This is a genomic window from Nonomuraea sp. NPDC001684 (assembly GCF_053596515.1).
Genome location: NZ_JBSFGJ010000210.1, coordinates 1 through 15,990 on the forward strand (window position 1 = coordinate 1; position 15,990 = coordinate 15,990).

Sequence of the window (15,990 nt, forward strand, 5' to 3'; positions counted from 1 at the left end):
CGTAGGCGCGCGGGTCGTAGGCCTTCTTGTTGCCGACCTCGCCGTCGACCTTCAGCACGCCGTCGTAGTTGCGGAACATGTGTATAGCCGTTCGCTACTAGAGGGAGCGCGCATGCCGCTTCTAGCGAGGATGCTGCCGGCGCCCCTGACCATGGAGGTCAGGCGCGGCGCCGTCGCCGAGCTCGGCGCCCTGCTGGCCGACAGCCGCGTGGCCACCTCCGGCCGGGTGGCCGTGGCCGTCGGGCCCGGCCAGGGCGACCACATCGAGCGCCTGATCGCCCCCACCCTCGGCGAGGCCGAGGTGTTCAGGGTGAGCGACGGGTCGGTCGAGGCGGCCGTCTCACTCGGCGCCGACCTGCGCAAGGGCGCCTACGAGGTCGTCGTCGGGGTCGGCGGCGGCAAGACGATCGACGCGACGAAGTACGCCGCCTCCCTCGCGGGCATCCCCATGGTGGCCGTGGCCACCAACCTCTCCCACGACGGCATCTGCTCGCCCACCGCCTCCCTCGTCTACGAGGGGGGCAAGGGCACCTTCGGCGTGCCGATGCCGCTGGCCATCCTGGTCGACCTCGACTTCGTGCACAACGCGCCGAAGTCGCTGGTCAGGGCCGGCATCGGCGACGTCGTCAGCAACCTGTCGGCGATCGAGGACTGGCAGCTCGGCAACGTCGAGCGCGGCGAGCCCATCGACGGCCTGGCCTGCTCGATGTCCCGCACCGCCGCCGAGGCGCTGGTCGGCCGGAGCGACGGCATCGAGTCCGACGCGTTCCTGACCGTCCTGGCCGAGTCGCTCATCCTGTCGGGCATGTCGATGGTCGTCGCCGGGTCGTCGCGGCCCGCGAGCGGTGGAGATCATGAGATCCTTCATGCCGTGGATCAGCTCTTCCCCGGCACCTCCAACCACGGCGAGCTCGCCGGCATAGGTGCCGCCTTCTGCTTCTTCCTGCGGGAGGACGCCGCCAGGGTGGCCCAGGTGGTCGACTGCCTGCGCCGGCACGAGCTCCCGGTCGTGCCCGCCGACATCGGGCTGACCGGCGAGCAGTTCGCCGACGTGGTCGCGCTGGCGCCGTCGACCCGTCCCGGCCGTTACACGATCCTGGAGCACCTGCGCATGCAGGACTCCGAGATCCGCGATCGGGTGGGGGACTATGTCCGGGCCTTCGGTAGCTGAGCTGCGGCGGGTCGCCCAGCCCGAGGGCCACCTCGACCGCAGGAACGGCGAGCACTGGGCAGGGGTGCTCTACATGCGCCGGCTGTCCATCTACGTCACGTGGCTGACGAGCAAGACGTCGGTCACGCCCAACCAGCTCACCTGGGTGATGACGGTCGCCGGGGTCGCGGCGGGCTTCGTGCTGGCCCTGCCGGGGCTGTGGGCGGCCGTGCTGGCCGCTCTGCTCGTCCAGGTCTACCTGCTGCTCGACTGCTCCGACGGCGAGCTGGCCCGCTGGACGGGCAAGACGTCGCTGGCCGGGGTCTACCTCGACCGCGTCGGGGCCTACTTCACCGAGGCCGCCGTGCTGGCCGGGCTCGGCTGGCGGGCCTCGGCCGTGCTGCCCGACTGGTACACCGTGCTCGGCTTCGCCGCCGCGCTCGGCGCCATCCTCATCAAGGCCGAGACCGACCTGGTGGAGGTGGCGCGGGCCAAGGGCGGGCTGGGCGCGTCCTCCGAGGCGTCGGCGGTGCAGTTCCGTTCGGGGCTGCTCGGTCTGGGCAGGAGGATCCTGGCGGCGACCAAGTTCCATCGGATCATGCAGCCGATCGAGCTGTCGCTGCTCGCGGTGGCGGCCGCGGTGATCGACCTGGCGACCGGCACGCTCGGGGCCTCCCGCGTGCTCATCGTGGCCTGCGCGATCGCCGCCGCGCTGCAGACCGTGCTCCATCTGATCAGCATTATGGCGTCGAGGCGGCTTGGGTGATCTCATGTCGGAACCGGAGGAGCTTCCCGTCCGTCGTATTGATCGGACGTCCGCCGTTCGGTGGGGGTTCACCATCGGTTCCGATACGCTTAGCTCCACCATTGTCAACAAGATGCAGACCAGCAGACTCGGTGATCATGAAAGAATGCTCCGCTCGTGTCCTCAACGCGTCAGGACGATGACCCGTTGAAGATCTCGTGCGTCATCCTCACCATGGGCAACCGGGTCGCGGAGCTGAACCGGGCCGTCGAGTCCGCGCTCAACCAGGTCGACGGCGACGTCGAAGTGGTGATCGTGGGCAACGGCGCCGACGTGCCCCAGGTGTCGGCCACGCCACCCGAGGGCTCGGCCGCGGTCGTGAAGACGATCCGGCTCGACCACAACACCGGCATTCCCGCCGGCCGTAACCGCGGCGTCGAGGAGTGCTCCGGCGACGTCGTGCTGTTCCTCGACGACGACGGCTGGTACGCCAACCAGAAGGTCGTCGCCCACGTGCGCGACCGGTTCGCCACCGAGCCCGACCTCGCGGTGATCTCCTTCCGGGTGATGGACCCCGAGGGCGGCGTCGGCCAGCGGCGGCACGTGCCCCGGCTGCGCGCGGGCGACCCGCAGCGCTCCTCGCCGGTCACCACGTTCCTCGGCGGCGCCTCGGCCGTGCGGCGTTCTGCCTTCCTCCAGGTCGGCGGCCTGCCGGAGCGGTTCTTCTACGCGCACGAGGAGACCGACCTGGCCTGGCGCCTGCTGGGCGAGGGCTACCGGATCGAGTACGACGCCGAGACCGTCATGTACCACCCGCAGGTCCCGCCGACCAGGCACGCGCAGTTCTACCAGCTCAACGCCCGTAACCGGGTCTGGCTGGCGCGGCGCAACCTGCCGTGGCCGCTGGCGTTCCTCTACCTGACCAACTGGGTGGTGCTCACCCTGATCCGCGAGCGCCGTTCGGGGGTCGCGATCAAGGCGTGGTTCTCCGGGTTCTTCGAAGGGCTGCGCACGCCCGCGGGCGAGCGTCGTCCCATGGCCTGGCGCACCGCCTGGCGCATGGTCAAGCTCGGCCGCCCGCCGATCGTCTAGACCGCCTCCGCCTCGCCGAAGGTCATCGAGGCATGGGAGACGGTCGAGGCGAACAGCGCCCGCTTGGGCAGCCCCAGCTCGCTGAGCTCCTTGGCGATGGGGTGGTTGCCCAGGCGGATCAGCGCGCCGCCCGGCCGCACGCGCGTGCCCCCGGCCCGTACGGACCAGGGGACGCGCCGCGTGACGCCCTCCAGATGGGTGAAGGCGTCGAGCGGCGCCATGGCGGCCGGCGCCGGCACGCCGGGCCTGATCAGCAGGTCGAGCACGAGCCTGCCGTCCTTGCGCAGCACACACCGCTTGTACGGCGACCCGAGCCGCAGCTCGATGTCGGCCAGCTCCTTGGGAAAGCCCCAGATCGTCCGCCCCGCCTCCAGCGTGAACCGCTGGTCGACGGGCAGCCAGTGGACGAAGACGCCCGCGCCGCGCAGGTCGCCGAGCCCGACCGAGCCCGCCGCCCCCGGCCGCCGGATCAGGAAGGCCATCCCGAACTCGTGGTAGGTGTCGAGGTCACCGTCGCGGTAGTCGACGAACACCAGCACGCACACGGCCTTGCCGGGGAACACCTCGGCCACGTCGAGGCCGGAATAGGCGATCACCGCCCGCGCCGCGTCGGCCCGCACCGCGTAGAAGGCGCTGCAGACCTCCGCGTCCTGCACTCGCACAGGCATGCCCACCGTCCGGCCCTGGATCAGATGCGATGCCATGGGTCCAGTACATCAACCCGGGAGCCCGCTGGCCATTCCTACACTGCCAGCGCGTGTTCGGGCAGTGCCGCCCACGACTCGGCCAGCTTGACGAAGTCCGCCGCCCGGTCGGGCCAGTGGTGGCGCAGCCGGGCCTCGGCGTGCCCGACCGCTCCCAGGTCGGCCCGGCGCACGGGGTCCTCCTTGAGGTCCAGGACGGCGTCCAGCAGCGCGTCCACGTCCCGGGGCACCACCAGGCCGCAGCCGACGGCCCGCACCAGCGGGGCGGCCTGCGGGGTGGCGATCACCGGCAGGCCGCGGCCCATGTAGTCGAGGATCTTCGTGGGCGGCCCGGTCACGGTGTCGGCGGCCAGGGACAGCCCGGCCAGCGCGCCCTCGGACATGCGCAGGGCGTGCCGGTTGGGCACGTACCCGAACCAGTCGAGCAGGCCGACGCGCTGGGCGTCGCGCAGCAGCGGGCGCACGTCGCGGTCGGCGGCGCCGATGAGGTCCATCCGGATGCCGTGCGGCGCCAGGCGCTCGGCCAGCGCGATCAGCTCGGCCACGCCGCGCTCGGCCGACAGGCGGCCGATGTGCACGACCCTGGCGTCGCCGGGAGGGGGCGGGCTGGGCGACACCAGGGTCGCTTCGGGCACCTCCGCGGAGGTGATCACGTGATGCCGTCTCTCCGCGCGGGCCCGCCGTCTGGGCGAGACGTCCTCGCGGACGTCCCAGACGACCGGAGGGCGCCGGTGGGGCAGCGCGCGCAGCAGCCGGTGGTCGTGCACGATCAGCAGGTCGGCGTCCCGCACGCCGCGCCTGAGCGCCGCGCGGGCCTTCCCGTACGGGGCCTGCCGGGCGACGTCGACGGCGGTGAGCCCGACGGCCGGGGTGACGTTGTAATAGGTGAACGGCGCGACGTAGGTCACCTCGTGGCCCGCGTCGAGCAGCGCCCTGATCTGCCGGTGCATGATCCGGGCGTCCTCGGGATGATGGACGGTGGTGGCGACACATGCGCGCATGCGTCGATGCTCCGCGCCTACCAGGTCAAAGGCGTTAACTCAGGTGAAAGGGCCGCTTAACTTCCAGAGGGGCGGCGATAGAGCCAGGTCAGGCGGGGTTCGAGCACCCACTTGAAGACGGTGCGCGTCTCCGGCAGGCACAACACGATCGCCAGTGCGAACGAGCTGCACGCGATGGCGAGCACGCCGAGCGGCCCGTGCAGCCACGGGAGCGCCAGCCAGCCCTGGTCCTTGGCGATCAGGACCGGGATGCCGTGGAGCAGGTAGCAGTAGAGCGTGCGGGTGCCGAGGTCGGAGTACCAGGTCTCGCCGCGCGGCACCAGCGCCAGCACCGCGAAGGACATCGCCAGGGCGCAGACCAGCAGCCCGACCTTGAGCAGCAGGCCCATCCACCAGGACAGGTCCATGTCCTGGAAGCTGTGCTTGAAGTAGAACGGGTCGAGCGGCGCCTTGGGCGCGATGACGATGGCCACGGCCGCCGCGCAGAGCAGCGTGACCCCCGACGCGATCTTGATCCACAGCTTGTTGAGCATCTCGAAGTGCTCGGGCTGCATCACCAGGCCGATGACGAAGAACGGCAGCAGGCCGAAGAAGCGGTCCATGCTGAAGTCGCCGGTGATCTGCGAGAAGCCGGCGAACATGTAGATCACGATGGCCACCGGGACCGGGTGCTTCATCCGCTTCCACACCGGTGTGGACAACCGCCAGAACAGCAGCGCCAGCAGGTACCAGTTGAGCCACGCCGGATCGATGATCGTGAGGCTCCACTTCTGGCCGAGCCCGTAGCGGACGGCGGCGTAGCCGATCTCCACGATCACGTACGGCACGACGAACGTGTCGACGAGCTTGTTCGTCTTCGCGTTGGAGTTCCAGAAGTTCCTGGACAGGTAGCCGCTGATCATCACGAACAGCGGCATGTGGAACATGTAGATGTAGATGTAGAGCGCTCTGGAGGAATGGGTCGAGAGCGTGGGCACCAGCGAGTGGCCCAGCGGCACGAGCGCGATCAGGATGAACTTGACGTTGTCGAGGTAGGGGTCGCGCCTGCGCTTGGGCGGCTCGGGCTCCTCGGCGGGCTCCTGCCGCTCCTCGGGGCGCTCGCCCGTCGCGATGCCGTGGGGGTCGGTCTGGTTGCCCCAGACGGACTCCTGAGGCAGGGGCCAGCGAGCTCCAGTGTTCGCCGGCCCGCCTTCCTCGACGGGGCCGTCAGGGCTCCGCGGGGTCGTGACCGGTGGAGAGAACTTTGTGTCAGACACTGGGGAGCTCAGCTTCGCTAGGGGCCGGGGTGCACGACGCAACTCTGACATTTCATACTTACAACCGCCTTAACAGCGGCCGTGTCGCGCTGCGTCGCCGACCCGCAAACATTATCCCGATCTAGTGGTCCCTGTCTCACCAGAAGTCCGGTTCCACAGGGAACTTGGAGCCTCAGGTGCACACGTTCTTCTGATCGGCGGCCGTGATGGTGCTGTTGTTCACGCTGTCAGGAAGCTTGGTGACCTTCACCGACTTGAAGTCGGAGCCGACCACGAGCTGGATCACCGGGGTGCCCTTGCCGCCCGCGCCGGCGGCCGTGCCGGTCGTGCCGGAGGTGTAGGGCTGCGGGTTGGTCGCGGTGACCTTGCCCGCCGAGGGAGCCGGCTTGGGCAGCACCGCGCCGGACAGCACGGCCGCGTAGTCGGCGCCGGTGGCGGCGCCCTTGGCGTAGTGGATCTCGCTGGAGGGCAGGCTCGCGCCGTCGGCGGCCTGGTAGTTGCCCACCCCGACAACGTTGAAGCCCTGCTTGGCCAGCTCGTCGGCCACCAGGCGGGCCTTGCCCGGCGTGGTGGTGCCGTTGAGCACCTGGACCTTCACCTGCTCGGGCTTCGGCGTGACCTTGGGCTTGGTGCTCGCGCTGGCGCTCGCGCTCGGGGTCGGGTCGGGGAGTTCGGTGTCGCTGATGATGGAGGCCCACAGCGCGGAGGCGTCGGGCTCCTTCCAGATCACCCGGTTGGGGTCCTGCGGGTCGGGCAGCCACGGGATCGTGGTGAGCTGCACGCCGCCCGCGGTCAGCTCCTTGGCGCTGGTGGCGATGTCGATGAGCTGCTGGGTGTCGTTGGCCAGCTCGGGGTCCATGGTGACCGAGCCCGCCGCCGCCTTGATGAAACCGGTCAGCTTGCCGATGTCGGTGAGCAGCTCGCTGCTCGTGGCCTTGGCGATGACCTTGCTCAGGAAGATCTGCTGGCGCTTGATGCGCTGGATGTCGCTGCCGTCGCCGTAGTGGCGCAGACGTACGTAACCGAGCGCCTTCTCGCCGTTGAGCAGGCTCTTGCCCGGAGGCAGGACGAGATGGGACGCCCTGTCGTTGACGCCGGACTTGAGGCAGATCTCGATGCCGCCGAGGGCGTCGACGATGTTCTTGAAGCCGCTGAAGTCCACCTCGACGAAGTGGTTGATGCGGATCTGGGTGAGCGTCTCGATCGTGGAAATGGTGCACGCGATGCCGCCGGAGTTGTACGCCGAGTTGATCATGTCCCGGCGGGGCGGCATCTCGGCCTTGGTGGTCTCGTTCTTGCACTTCGGGATCTGCACCATCGAGTCGCGCGGGAAGCTGATCAGGCGCGCCTTGTCCCGGTTGGGGGAGATGTGCATGACGATGATCGTGTCGGTGCGCTTGCCGCCGGCGTCGGCCGTCCTGGCGAGCTGCTGGCCGTATTTGGCGTTGCCCTTGCCCGCGCGGGTGTCGGAGCCGACGAGCAGCACGTTGAGCGCGCCCGTGTCGCGCGGACGCGGGTTGATGATGTCCTCTTTGACGCTCTTCTGGGTGATGTTGCCGAAGGCGTCGCGGTAGACGGTGTAACCGGTCAGCGCGCCGGCCACCATGACCGTGGTGGCGGCGATGCTGACCCAGGCCAGCACCCGCATCTTGCCCTGACCGCCGCCGCCGTCGCCGCGGTGGCCGCGTGGGGGCCGGTCGTCGGGCGGGGGAGGCGGGGAGCCCGCGGCCCTTCGCGCCATCCGGCTGCCCGGAGCGCTGGGGGCGACCCTGGCGTCCTGGACGGACGCGCTCCTGTAGTCACTCATACGCCCCCTAGCCTCGTTCCTTGCGCCAACGCGCCGGCTTGGTCGCTCCGCGCCACGAGATTAGGTCACGTACGGCGTGCCCGGTGCCATGACCGCCGGAAACGACCGTGACCCGGGCGTGATGTTTCCGCGGCACAGCATACTCAGAGCCGGACATTTCGTGGAATATCATTGCCAAAGTCTTTCCCGCTTTCTGACCGTCCCCGCAGGTCAGGCCGGACGCTCAGGGCCGCCGCGAGGCAGGCCAGAGGCACGGCCGGGAGCACGTACCGGTAGTCGAACTCGGCCACGGCGGGCGGTGTGACGAGCAACACAACGGCTGCCGCCCAGGGCGCCGCCCACGCCGGCGGACCGGCGTGCCGCAGGCCCCGCGCCCGGCGCACGGCGGCCGCGACGGGCGGCGCGAGCAGGAGCGCCAGCAGCACCGGGCCGGGCAGGCGCACCACGCTCTGGTAGCCCCGCAGCCATCCGGCGTAGGGCTCGACGATCTCCGTACCGATCGCACCCTGCTCATAGAGCTTGGCATAGTCGGCGCCGACCTGCGCGGGATAGCGGCCAGGTGGGCCGGGCGGGGTCACCGGGAACTCGTAGTAGGCGTAGACCTCCGCGTCGGGGTAGACCGGCCGTCCCCACGCGAACGTGCGGGCCAGCTCGGCCAGCACCGAGCCCGCGTAGTCGAGCGGCTGGCTGGTGACGGCGAGGGTCGCGAACCTGGAGGCCAGGTCGTCGTTCGCCTTCGAGAACGTGATCCCCGGCAGCTTCACCAGCGGGGAGTCCTTGCTCCAGATGTACTCCTGCGACGGCGGGCGCAGCTCCGGCGGACGGGGGTCGCACAACACCCGCAGGTCGGCCGGCGGGTTCATCCTGGCGCAGTCGGCGAAGGACATCGTGCGGGCGTAGAGGAAGACGCCGTTCGCGCCCACCAGGCCGACGCGGTGGTGGGCGGCGTAGAACCAGCCGCCGTAGGCGATGACCGGGACCAGCGCGGCGGCCAGCAGCACCCCGGCCAGGCCCACGCGCCTGCGCAGCACGAACCACGAGGCCAGGACGACGATGAGCGGCAGGCCGACGGTCCTGGTCAGGGTGGCGGCGGCCAGCAGCAGGCCGATGGCGGCGACGGTGGCGCGCTTCTCGGTCAGACTCAGCGCCACGGCGGCCACGACCAGGAACAGGAACAGCGTGTCGGAGACCAGCAGGTGCTCCAGCTCGACCTGGTACGCGTCGAGCAGCACGGGCACGGCCGCCAGCGTGCGCGCCCAGCGCGGGGCCCGGCGGGCGGCCACGTAGACGAGGACGCCGGTGGCCAGGCCGAGCAGATGTTGCGCGGCGGTGACCGCCCAGAAGCCGTGGAAGGGCTCCAGGAGCTTCATGAACATCGAGTAGCCCGCCGGGCGCACCAGGTCGGGGCGCGGCCGGAAGACGGTGACGATGTAGGTGTAGGAGTCGGGGAACCACAGGGCCGGGCGGTAGCCGAGCATGGCGAGCGCGCGCAGGGCCACACCGGCCGCCAGGACCCCGGCGAACCAGCCGTGCCGCCGCCACCATCCGGCCTCCCGGACGCGCGCGAACCACTTGGGTTCTGGGACGCGAGCGGGGGTCCCCGCGCGCGGCTCCGGTCTCAGCCGCTGGTCATCCCGCTCCTCCTGCACCTCGCGTACGCTACCCGCGTTTCCGCGGACGCCGTGACCGCGGCGTTGGATACGCTCGCTCACCGATGGAACGTGATCGATCGGGCCGCGTACTGGCCGCGTTGTCGGTGTCGCCCGCGCTCGTCCTGGCGGGCTGGCTGCTCGCGGGCCTGCCGCTGCTGCTGGCCGGCCGGTTCGCGCCGCTGCCCGCGGTGCTGCTCGGAGTGCCCGCGGCGGCGCTGCTGTGCTGGGCGGGCACGCGCGGCGTCCTGCGCGGGAGGCGGGGCGCGGGTCAGGGCGTCCAGGCCACGCCCTGGCAGGTGGCGGGGGTCGTGGCGGTGGCCGCCGGGTCGGGCGTGTTCAACGTCGTCATGCATTCCGAGCAGCTGCTGGTCCGGCGCGACCCGGCGACCTACGCCCAGTACGCCGCCTGGATCGCCGGGCACGGCTCGCTGCCGATCCCGGACCAGGCGGCGGCGTTCGGCGGCCACCACCCCTCCCTGTACTTCCACAGCGTCGGCACGTATGCGGTGGACGGCGGGGTGGTGCCGCAGTTCATGCCGGGGCCGCCGCTGGTGTTCGCGATCGGCGACTGGCTGGGGGCGCCGTTCGCGGTGCCGGCCGTGCTGGGGGCGCTGGCCGTGCTGACGGTGGCCGGGGTGGCGGCGCGGCTGGCCGGTGGCCGGTGGGCGGTGCTCGCGGCGGCGGCGTTCGCGGTGAGCCTGCCGATCCTCTACACCTCGCGCACGACGTTCAGCGAGATCCCGTCGCTGATCCTGCTGTTCGGCGGGCTGGCGCTGGCCCAGGACGCGATCGAGGCCGAGCGGCCCGGCTGGCGGCAGGGGCTGCCGGCCGGGCTGGTCCTGGGGCTGGCCGTGCTGGTCAGGGTCGACGGGTTGCGCGACGTGCTGCCGGTGCTGGCGTACGCGGGGCTGCTGGTCGCGATGCGGCGCTCCGGCAGGCCGCAGGGCGCGGTGGGGCTGCCGCTGCTGGCGGGGCTGGTGGCGGGGGCGGGGCTCGGGCTGCTGGCGGCGTACGTGCTGGCCCGTCCGTATCTGGAGTATCTGTCCGGGTCCGTGGTGCCGCTGCTGCTCATCTGCGCGGTCGTGCTCGTGCTTACGCCGGTCGGCGTGGCCGTCGCGCCCAAGCTGGCCAGGTTCCGGCCGCCGCGGTGGTTGCCGACGGCGGGGGCCGCGCTGGTCGTGCTGGTGATGGCCGGTCTGTACGCCCGTCCCTGGTTCCAGACCGTGACCAGGAAGGCCGCGAACGCCGAGGACGCCCGCACGGCCGAGTTCATCGCCCAGATCCAGCAGGCCAACGGCCTGCCCGTCCAGGCGGACCGGCTCTACTTCGAGCTCTCGCTCCACTGGGTGACCTGGTACATCGGCATCCCGGCCGTCGTGCTGGCCACGGTCGCGGCGGCCGTGCTGCTGCGCAGGCTGCTGCGCGACGGCAGGCCGTTCGTCTGGCTGCTGCCGCTGGCGGTGATCGGCTGGACGACGATCACCACGCTGCTGCGGCCCGAGATCACCCCCGACCAGCCGTGGGCCTCCCGGCGGCTGGTCCCGGTCGTGATCCCGGGGCTGATCGTGCTGGCGGTGTGGGGGCTGGGCTGGCTGCGCGAGCGGTCGTGGCCGCGGGAGCGGGTACGGCGGTGGGCGACGGTCGCGGGGGTGCTGCTGGTGCTCGCGCCGCCGGTGGTGACCTCGATCGGCACCGCGTTCACGCCGGTCGAGCGGGGGGAGGCGGCGGCGGTCCGGTCGATGTGCGCGGCGCTTCCGGCCGAGGCGTCGGTGCTGTTCGTCGAGCGGGTGACCGGCGACCGCTTCACCCAGCTCGTCCGCGGGATGTGCGGACGTCCGGCGGCGCAGGTGAAGCGGCCGCCCGGAGAGCCCGACCTGGCGGCGGAGCCGGAGGTCCGGGCCGCCGTCGAGCGGGTCAGGGCGGCCGGCCGGGTGCCGGTCGTGCTGGCCGCCGACCCCGCCCAGGTGGCCCCCTACGGGACGCCGCGGCAGATCATGGGCCTGGTCACGCGCCAGGACGAGCGCTCGCTCGTGGACCCGCCCAACGGGACGTGGTCCTTGCGGGTGAACGTATGGATGGCGGTGGGTTGACCCCGCTCAGGGCGTATCGCGATAGTTCTGGACATGTCTGACACAGACGAGCTGTCGTTCGGCGACGACCGGGAGCCGTGGTTACGGCCCTGGATCAGGGCCCACCAGAGGACGGCGGCGATGATCGTGGCGGCCGTCCTGCTGGTGGCGGCGCTCGGCGGGGGCGGCTGGTACCTGCACCTGCGCTCGCTCCTGCCCTCGCCGCCGCCCGTCGGCGCGCTGCCCGTCGTGGATGGCTTCACCGTCACGCTGTGCACCGAGGGCGCCCAGGGCTGCCCGCAGGGCACCGCGGAGCGGGTGCTGGCACTGGTCCGGCGGATCCCCGAGGCGGTCGCGCCCACGCTGGTGCCCGCCGACGAGGTCGAGCGGCGCTGGGCTCAGACGGCGATCATCACCGAGGGCCTGACCAGGCCCCCCGATGCGAACTGGATCCCGATGATCGAGGGCGGGGTGCGCGGACCGGCCGACTACGACGCCGTCCGGCGGGGGCTGGCCGAGGAGAAGGGCGTCCTGCTCCTGCCCCGGATTCCCGACTTCTGGCGGGGCAAGGCGGACCTGACCGTCGTGATGTGCGGTCAGTGGCAGGAGGACGCCGCCTGCCGGACGGTGGCGACCGAGGCGCAGCGCGACGCCGTCGTGGCCCGGCTGCGCGAGCTGGACGGCGTGGCCGAGGTGTTCCTCCAGGACAAGCCGTTCGGGCTGCGGCTGGCCCGGCTCTATCGGAGCGACGCCCGGCCTCCCACGCTCGCCGAGATCCCCGAGGTGCTGTACGTGCGCTTCGACGACCCTGCCAGGGCCAAGGCGGTGGGTCAGGAGATGCTCAGGATGCCCGGCGTAGGATGGTCACAGCTGATCAAGTGAGCGTAAAGCCCGTCGATGTGGACTCGGCTTCCAGCGGGGCAGAGTACCCTCGACCCCCGTGAGCACGCTTGAGACCCCCAAGAGTGGACCTGCCGTGGAAGAAGCGCCGTACGTCACGATCGTCCTGCCCTGCTACAACGAGCAGGACCACGTCATCGACGAGGTCGAGCGCATCACGCGGGCGATGGACTCCAGCGGCTACACCTACGAGCTGGTCGCCGTCGACGACTGCTCGACCGACCAGACCCTGGCCCGGCTCGAAGAGGCCGCGCCCGAGTACCCCCACCTGCGCATCCGCGCCTTCCACCGCAACGGCGGCTCGGGCACCGTGCGCCGCATCGGCACGCAGGAGGCCAGGGGCGAGATCGTCGTCTGGACCGACGCCGACATGACCTACCCCAACGAGCGCATCCCCGAGCTGGTCCAGATCCTGGAGAAGGACCAGACGGTCGACCAGGTCGTCGGCGCGCGCACCACCGAGGAGGGGTCGCACAAGATCCTGCGGGTGCCGGCCAAGTGGGTGATCCGCAAGGTGGCCGAGAAGCTCGCCGGGCAGAAGATCCCCGACCTGAACTCGGGGCTGCGCGCCTTCCGCAAGTCGGTGGCCCGCCCCTACCTGCGGCTGCTGCCGCCCGGGTTCTCCTGCGTCACGACGATCACGCTGTCGTTCCTGTCCAACCAGCACGACGTCTACTACCTGCCCATCGAGTACGCCAAGCGGGCCGGCAAGTCGAAGTTCAGCTTCGTCTCCGACGCCTACCGCTACATCCTGCAGGTGCTGCGGATGATCATGTACTTCAACCCGCTCAAGGTGCTCATGCCGCCCGCGCTCTGGTTGGTGGCGATCGGGCTCGTGAAGGGCGTCTGGGACATGATCCGGCAGCCGTTCTACTTCCCGGCCAACACCGTCATGATCTTCCTGTCGGGCCTGCTGATCGGCTCGGTGGCGCTGCTGGCCGACCTGATCGTGCGGTCGCGGGGGGAATAGCGCGTGCGCATCGCGATCGTCGGCCCGACCCATCCGTACAAGGGGGGCGGGGCGCAGCACACCACCGAGCTGGCGCACCGGCTGGCGGGCCAGGGCCACGACGTGGTGATCGAGTCGTGGCGGGCCCAGTACCCGTCGTTCCTCTACCCCGGGCAGCAGACGATCTCCGAGCCCGAGGGCACGCCGTACCCGCGGACCGCGCGGCGGCTCGACTGGCGGCGGCCCGACGGGTGGTACGCGGCGGGACGCCGGTTGCGCACGGCCGACCTGGTGGTGCTGGCGGTGCTGAGCTCCGTCCAGGTTCCTCCGTACCTGGGGATCCTGTCCGGGATCCGGCGTAAGGCCCAGACGGTCGCGCTCTGCCACAACGTGCTGCCGCACGAGCGCAAGCCGTACGACCAGCCGCTGATGAGGGCGCTGCTGCGGCGGGTCGACGGCGTGCTGGCCCACTCCGAGCAGCAGGCCGAGCTGGCCAGGGGGCTCGCGCCGGGCAGGCCGGTCGGGGTGGCGGGGCTGCCGCCGCACCTGCCGTCCACGTCGGCCGAGAAGTCCGGCGGGGTGCGCCGGCGGTTGTTGTTCTTCGGGATGGTACGCCCGTACAAGGGGCTCGACCTGCTGCTGCGAGCGCTGCCCGAGGGCATCTCGCTGACCGTGGCGGGCGAGTTCTGGGGCGGCCTCGACGAGACCAAGGCGCTGATCGACGAGCTGGGCCTGGCCGGCAGGGTGGAGCTGCGGCCCGGGTACGTCCCCGCCGCCGACGTGCCGAAGCTGTTCGCCGCGGCCGACGCGCTGGTGCTGCCGTACCGCAGCGCCACCGCCAGCCAGAACGTCTGGCTCGGCCACGAGCACGGCGTGCCGGTGATCGCCACCCGGGTGGGCGCGCTGGCCGACCACGTGACCGACGGCGTCGACGGCCTGCTGGTCGAGCCGGGCGACGCCGGGGCGCTGCGCGCGGCGATCGAGCGCTTCTACGCCTCGGGCGAGCCGGAGAGGTTGCGGTCGGGGGTCAAGGCGGTCGATCCCGAGCCGTTCTGGGCCGCGTACGCGGGCGCGCTGCTCGGCCTCTGACGGCCCAGCAGGAACGCCGCCCCCGCGGCGACCGCGTCGGCCAGCGTGAACGCCAGCCGCGACACGATCGCCACCGCGATGGCCGGAGCGGTGCCGATGACCGGCCCGAGCACCAGCACAAGCGCGCCCTCCCGCACGCCCACCCCGGCGGGCACCACGAAGGCCAGGATGCCGGTGCACCAGGCGAACGCGTACGCGCCGGTCGCCACCAGGTAGAGGTCGGGGCGGCCGGACAGCAGCCAGGTGTGCAGGCCGTAGACGAACCAGCCGAGCGCGGTCCAGGCCACCGTGACGACGACCGTGCGGCCGGGCAGCACGCTCTCCAGCGGCTCCTTGCGGGCGATGCGCAGCGCCAGGTTGAGCCCCCAGGTGAGCACCCTGGGATGCAGGCACACGATGATCACCGGCACCAGCAGCACCACGTACCAGGCCCGCCGGACGGCCTCGTGCGAGCTCAGCGTGGCGGCGGCGATCGAGATGCCGACGCCCAGGTTGACCACCAGCCCGAGCGAGATCGTGGCGAACGTGCGCCGCGGCGGGCTCCCGTGGTCGCGCCCGAGGTCCATCATGGCCGCGTACGCCCACACCGCGCCCGGGATGTACTTGCCGAGCTGGCCCACGAACATGATCCGTCCGGCCACCCGCAGCGGCAGCCGCGTGCCGAGCCCCGCCATGATCTGCCGCCAGGCCGCCAGCATGCAGACCTGCCCGGCCAGCACCGCGCCGAACGCCCCGAGCACCGCCCACGGCGACAGCCTGGAGAGGGCCTGCGTGGTGTCGTGCCAGTTCCGCGCCAGGCCGTAGCCGAGGAAGGCGAGGGCGACCAGCGCGAGCAGGACGCGCAGCAGGCGGCGCAACATCAGCCCAGGCTACGCGGGAGCCCGGGGGAGAGCCAGCATGTGGGCCAGGTCAGCCTGCCGAGGCCCGCGGCGCGGGTACTGTTGGGCGACGTGGGCAAGCAACGGGTCGCGCAGCTCGAGTACTCCGAATTCCAGTCGGCCATGCTCGACGAGGACAAACGCCGCCGCAAGGCCGCGAAGATCATCGCCGTACTGGAGCACTTCCAGGGGCCGCTCGGCGGGCTGACCGTGGGCGACGTCGGCTGCTCGGCCGGGTTCATCGCCGACGAGCTGGCCCAGGCCGGGGCCAAGCACACGCTGGGCATCGACATCGACGTGCCGGGGCTGCGCAAGGCCGCCGACCGGTTCGGCGAGCGGGTGGCGTTCGTCTGCGGCGACGGCACGGCGCTGCCCTTCCCCGACGGGTCGATCGACGTGCTGGTGTTCAACCACATCTACGAGCACGTGGTCGACCCCGACGCCGTGGTGGCCGAGATGCACCGCGTGCTGTCCGACACCGGGGTGCTCTACCTCGGGCTCGGCAACCGGCTCGGGGTCGTCGAGCCCCACTACAAGCTGCCGTTCCTGTCGTACCTGCCGCCCGCGCTGGCCGACCGTTACGTGCGCGCCTTCGGCCGGGCCGACCACTACTACGAGCGGTTCAGGACCCGGCGGGGGCTGCGCCGGATGTTGCGCGCCTTCCACGTCTGGGACTACACGTTCCCGGTGCTGGCCAC

Annotated in this window: 14 protein-coding genes; 8 read left to right on the forward strand and 6 right to left on the reverse strand. The window is 71.4% G+C overall.

Features of this window, described 5'->3' with window-relative positions; translation table 11 throughout:
• The first annotated feature begins 130 nt into the window (after positions 1-130).
• From ACWCSD_RS30135 to ACWCSD_RS30145, 3 genes are all read left to right on the forward strand, one after another.
• Entirely contained in the window at positions 131-1,171 is a 1,041-nt protein-coding gene (locus tag ACWCSD_RS30135; protein WP_358283907.1) for an iron-containing alcohol dehydrogenase family protein, read from the forward strand.
• A complete protein-coding gene (locus tag ACWCSD_RS30140) occupies positions 1,149-1,916 on the forward strand; it encodes a CDP-alcohol phosphatidyltransferase family protein (RefSeq protein WP_352321579.1) in 768 nt (255 codons plus the stop codon). Before ACWCSD_RS30135 ends, ACWCSD_RS30140 begins: the two co-directional genes overlap by 23 nt.
• A gap of 186 nt (positions 1,917-2,102) precedes the next feature.
• Positions 2,103-2,987 carry a glycosyltransferase family 2 protein gene (locus tag ACWCSD_RS30145; RefSeq protein WP_352321577.1) on the forward strand — a complete coding sequence of 295 codons (885 nt, stop codon included), beginning with the start codon at positions 2,103-2,105 and terminating at the stop codon, positions 2,985-2,987.
• On the opposite strand, the gene ACWCSD_RS30150 is transcribed toward ACWCSD_RS30145, so the two are convergent.
• The 5 genes from ACWCSD_RS30150 to ACWCSD_RS30170 form a co-directional block, all read right to left on the reverse strand.
• Entirely contained in the window at positions 2,984-3,691 is a 708-nt protein-coding gene (locus ACWCSD_RS30150) for an acetoacetate decarboxylase family protein (protein ID WP_397165029.1), read from the reverse strand. The genes ACWCSD_RS30145 and ACWCSD_RS30150 overlap by 4 nt on opposite strands.
• A gap of 38 nt (positions 3,692-3,729) precedes the next feature.
• The gene (locus ACWCSD_RS30155) at positions 3,730-4,692 is read right to left on the reverse strand and encodes a glycosyltransferase (RefSeq protein ID WP_449919836.1); all 963 of its coding nucleotides are present in this window, start codon (positions 4,690-4,692) and stop codon (positions 3,730-3,732) included.
• Positions 4,693-4,748: 56 nt separating this feature from the next.
• A complete protein-coding gene (locus ACWCSD_RS30160; RefSeq protein WP_358282599.1) occupies positions 4,749-5,948 on the reverse strand; it encodes an acyltransferase family protein in 1,200 nt (399 codons plus the stop codon).
• A 172-nt stretch (positions 5,949-6,120) separates the two neighbouring features.
• On the reverse strand, positions 6,121-7,755 hold the full coding sequence (locus ACWCSD_RS30165; RefSeq protein WP_449919838.1) for an LCP family protein: 1,635 nt from the start codon (positions 7,753-7,755) through the stop codon (positions 6,121-6,123).
• 143 nt (positions 7,756-7,898) lie between these two features.
• Positions 7,899-9,404 (reverse strand): hypothetical protein, encoded by a 1,506-nt coding sequence (locus ACWCSD_RS30170; RefSeq protein ID WP_449919840.1) that lies wholly within the window; start codon positions 9,402-9,404, stop codon positions 7,899-7,901.
• A gap of 65 nt (positions 9,405-9,469) precedes the next feature.
• Here ACWCSD_RS30170 and ACWCSD_RS30175 point away from each other — a divergent pair, with 65 nt between their 5' ends.
• From ACWCSD_RS30175 to ACWCSD_RS30190, 4 genes are read left to right on the forward strand one after another with little or no spacing between them, the layout of a single operon-like run.
• Complete coding sequence (locus tag ACWCSD_RS30175) at positions 9,470-11,497, forward strand: glycosyltransferase family 39 protein (RefSeq protein WP_449919843.1); 2,028 nt, start codon at positions 9,470-9,472, stop codon at positions 11,495-11,497.
• A 33-nt stretch (positions 11,498-11,530) separates the two neighbouring features.
• Complete coding sequence (locus ACWCSD_RS30180; RefSeq protein ID WP_449919846.1) at positions 11,531-12,358, forward strand: hypothetical protein; 828 nt, start codon at positions 11,531-11,533, stop codon at positions 12,356-12,358.
• 58 nt (positions 12,359-12,416) lie between these two features.
• A complete protein-coding gene (locus tag ACWCSD_RS30185; protein WP_358282610.1) occupies positions 12,417-13,346 on the forward strand; it encodes a glycosyltransferase family 2 protein in 930 nt (309 codons plus the stop codon).
• A gap of 3 nt (positions 13,347-13,349) precedes the next feature.
• Positions 13,350-14,414, forward strand: coding sequence for a glycosyltransferase family 4 protein (locus ACWCSD_RS30190; protein ID WP_449919848.1), 1,065 nt, complete (start codon positions 13,350-13,352; stop codon positions 14,412-14,414).
• Here the strand turns inward: ACWCSD_RS30190 and ACWCSD_RS30195 are convergent.
• Positions 14,315-15,274, reverse strand: coding sequence for a YbhN family protein (locus ACWCSD_RS30195; RefSeq protein WP_397165020.1), 960 nt, complete (start codon positions 15,272-15,274; stop codon positions 14,315-14,317). The two genes, ACWCSD_RS30190 and ACWCSD_RS30195, sit on opposite strands and share 100 nt — an antisense overlap.
• 90 nt (positions 15,275-15,364) lie before the next feature.
• Between ACWCSD_RS30195 and ACWCSD_RS30200 the strand changes: the two genes are divergently transcribed.
• The coding region (locus ACWCSD_RS30200) for a methyltransferase domain-containing protein (protein WP_449919852.1) at positions 15,365-15,990 on the forward strand (626 nt) is incomplete at its 3' end.

What these genes read in the sequence shown, in the direction of transcription:
- ACWCSD_RS30150 (WP_397165029.1), bottom strand. Translation starts at nt 3,691, where the DNA reads ATGGCATCGCATCTGATCCAGGGCCGGACGGTGGGCATGCCTGTGCGA.
- ACWCSD_RS30195 (WP_397165020.1), bottom strand. Translation starts at nt 15,274, where the DNA reads ATGTTGCGCCGCCTGCTGCGCGTCCTGCTCGCGCTGGTCGCCCTCGCC.
- ACWCSD_RS30155 (WP_449919836.1), bottom strand. Translation starts at nt 4,692, where the DNA reads ATGCGCGCATGTGTCGCCACCACCGTCCATCATCCCGAGGACGCCCGG.
- ACWCSD_RS30140 (WP_352321579.1), top strand. Translation starts at nt 1,149, where the DNA reads ATGTCCGGGCCTTCGGTAGCTGAGCTGCGGCGGGTCGCCCAGCCCGAG.
- ACWCSD_RS30165 (WP_449919838.1), bottom strand. Translation starts at nt 7,755, where the DNA reads ATGAGTGACTACAGGAGCGCGTCCGTCCAGGACGCCAGGGTCGCCCCC.
- ACWCSD_RS30175 (WP_449919843.1), top strand. Translation starts at nt 9,470, where the DNA reads ATGGAACGTGATCGATCGGGCCGCGTACTGGCCGCGTTGTCGGTGTCG.
- ACWCSD_RS30135 (WP_358283907.1), top strand. Translation starts at nt 131, where the DNA reads ATGCTGCCGGCGCCCCTGACCATGGAGGTCAGGCGCGGCGCCGTCGCC.
- ACWCSD_RS30180 (WP_449919846.1), top strand. Translation starts at nt 11,531, where the DNA reads ATGTCTGACACAGACGAGCTGTCGTTCGGCGACGACCGGGAGCCGTGG.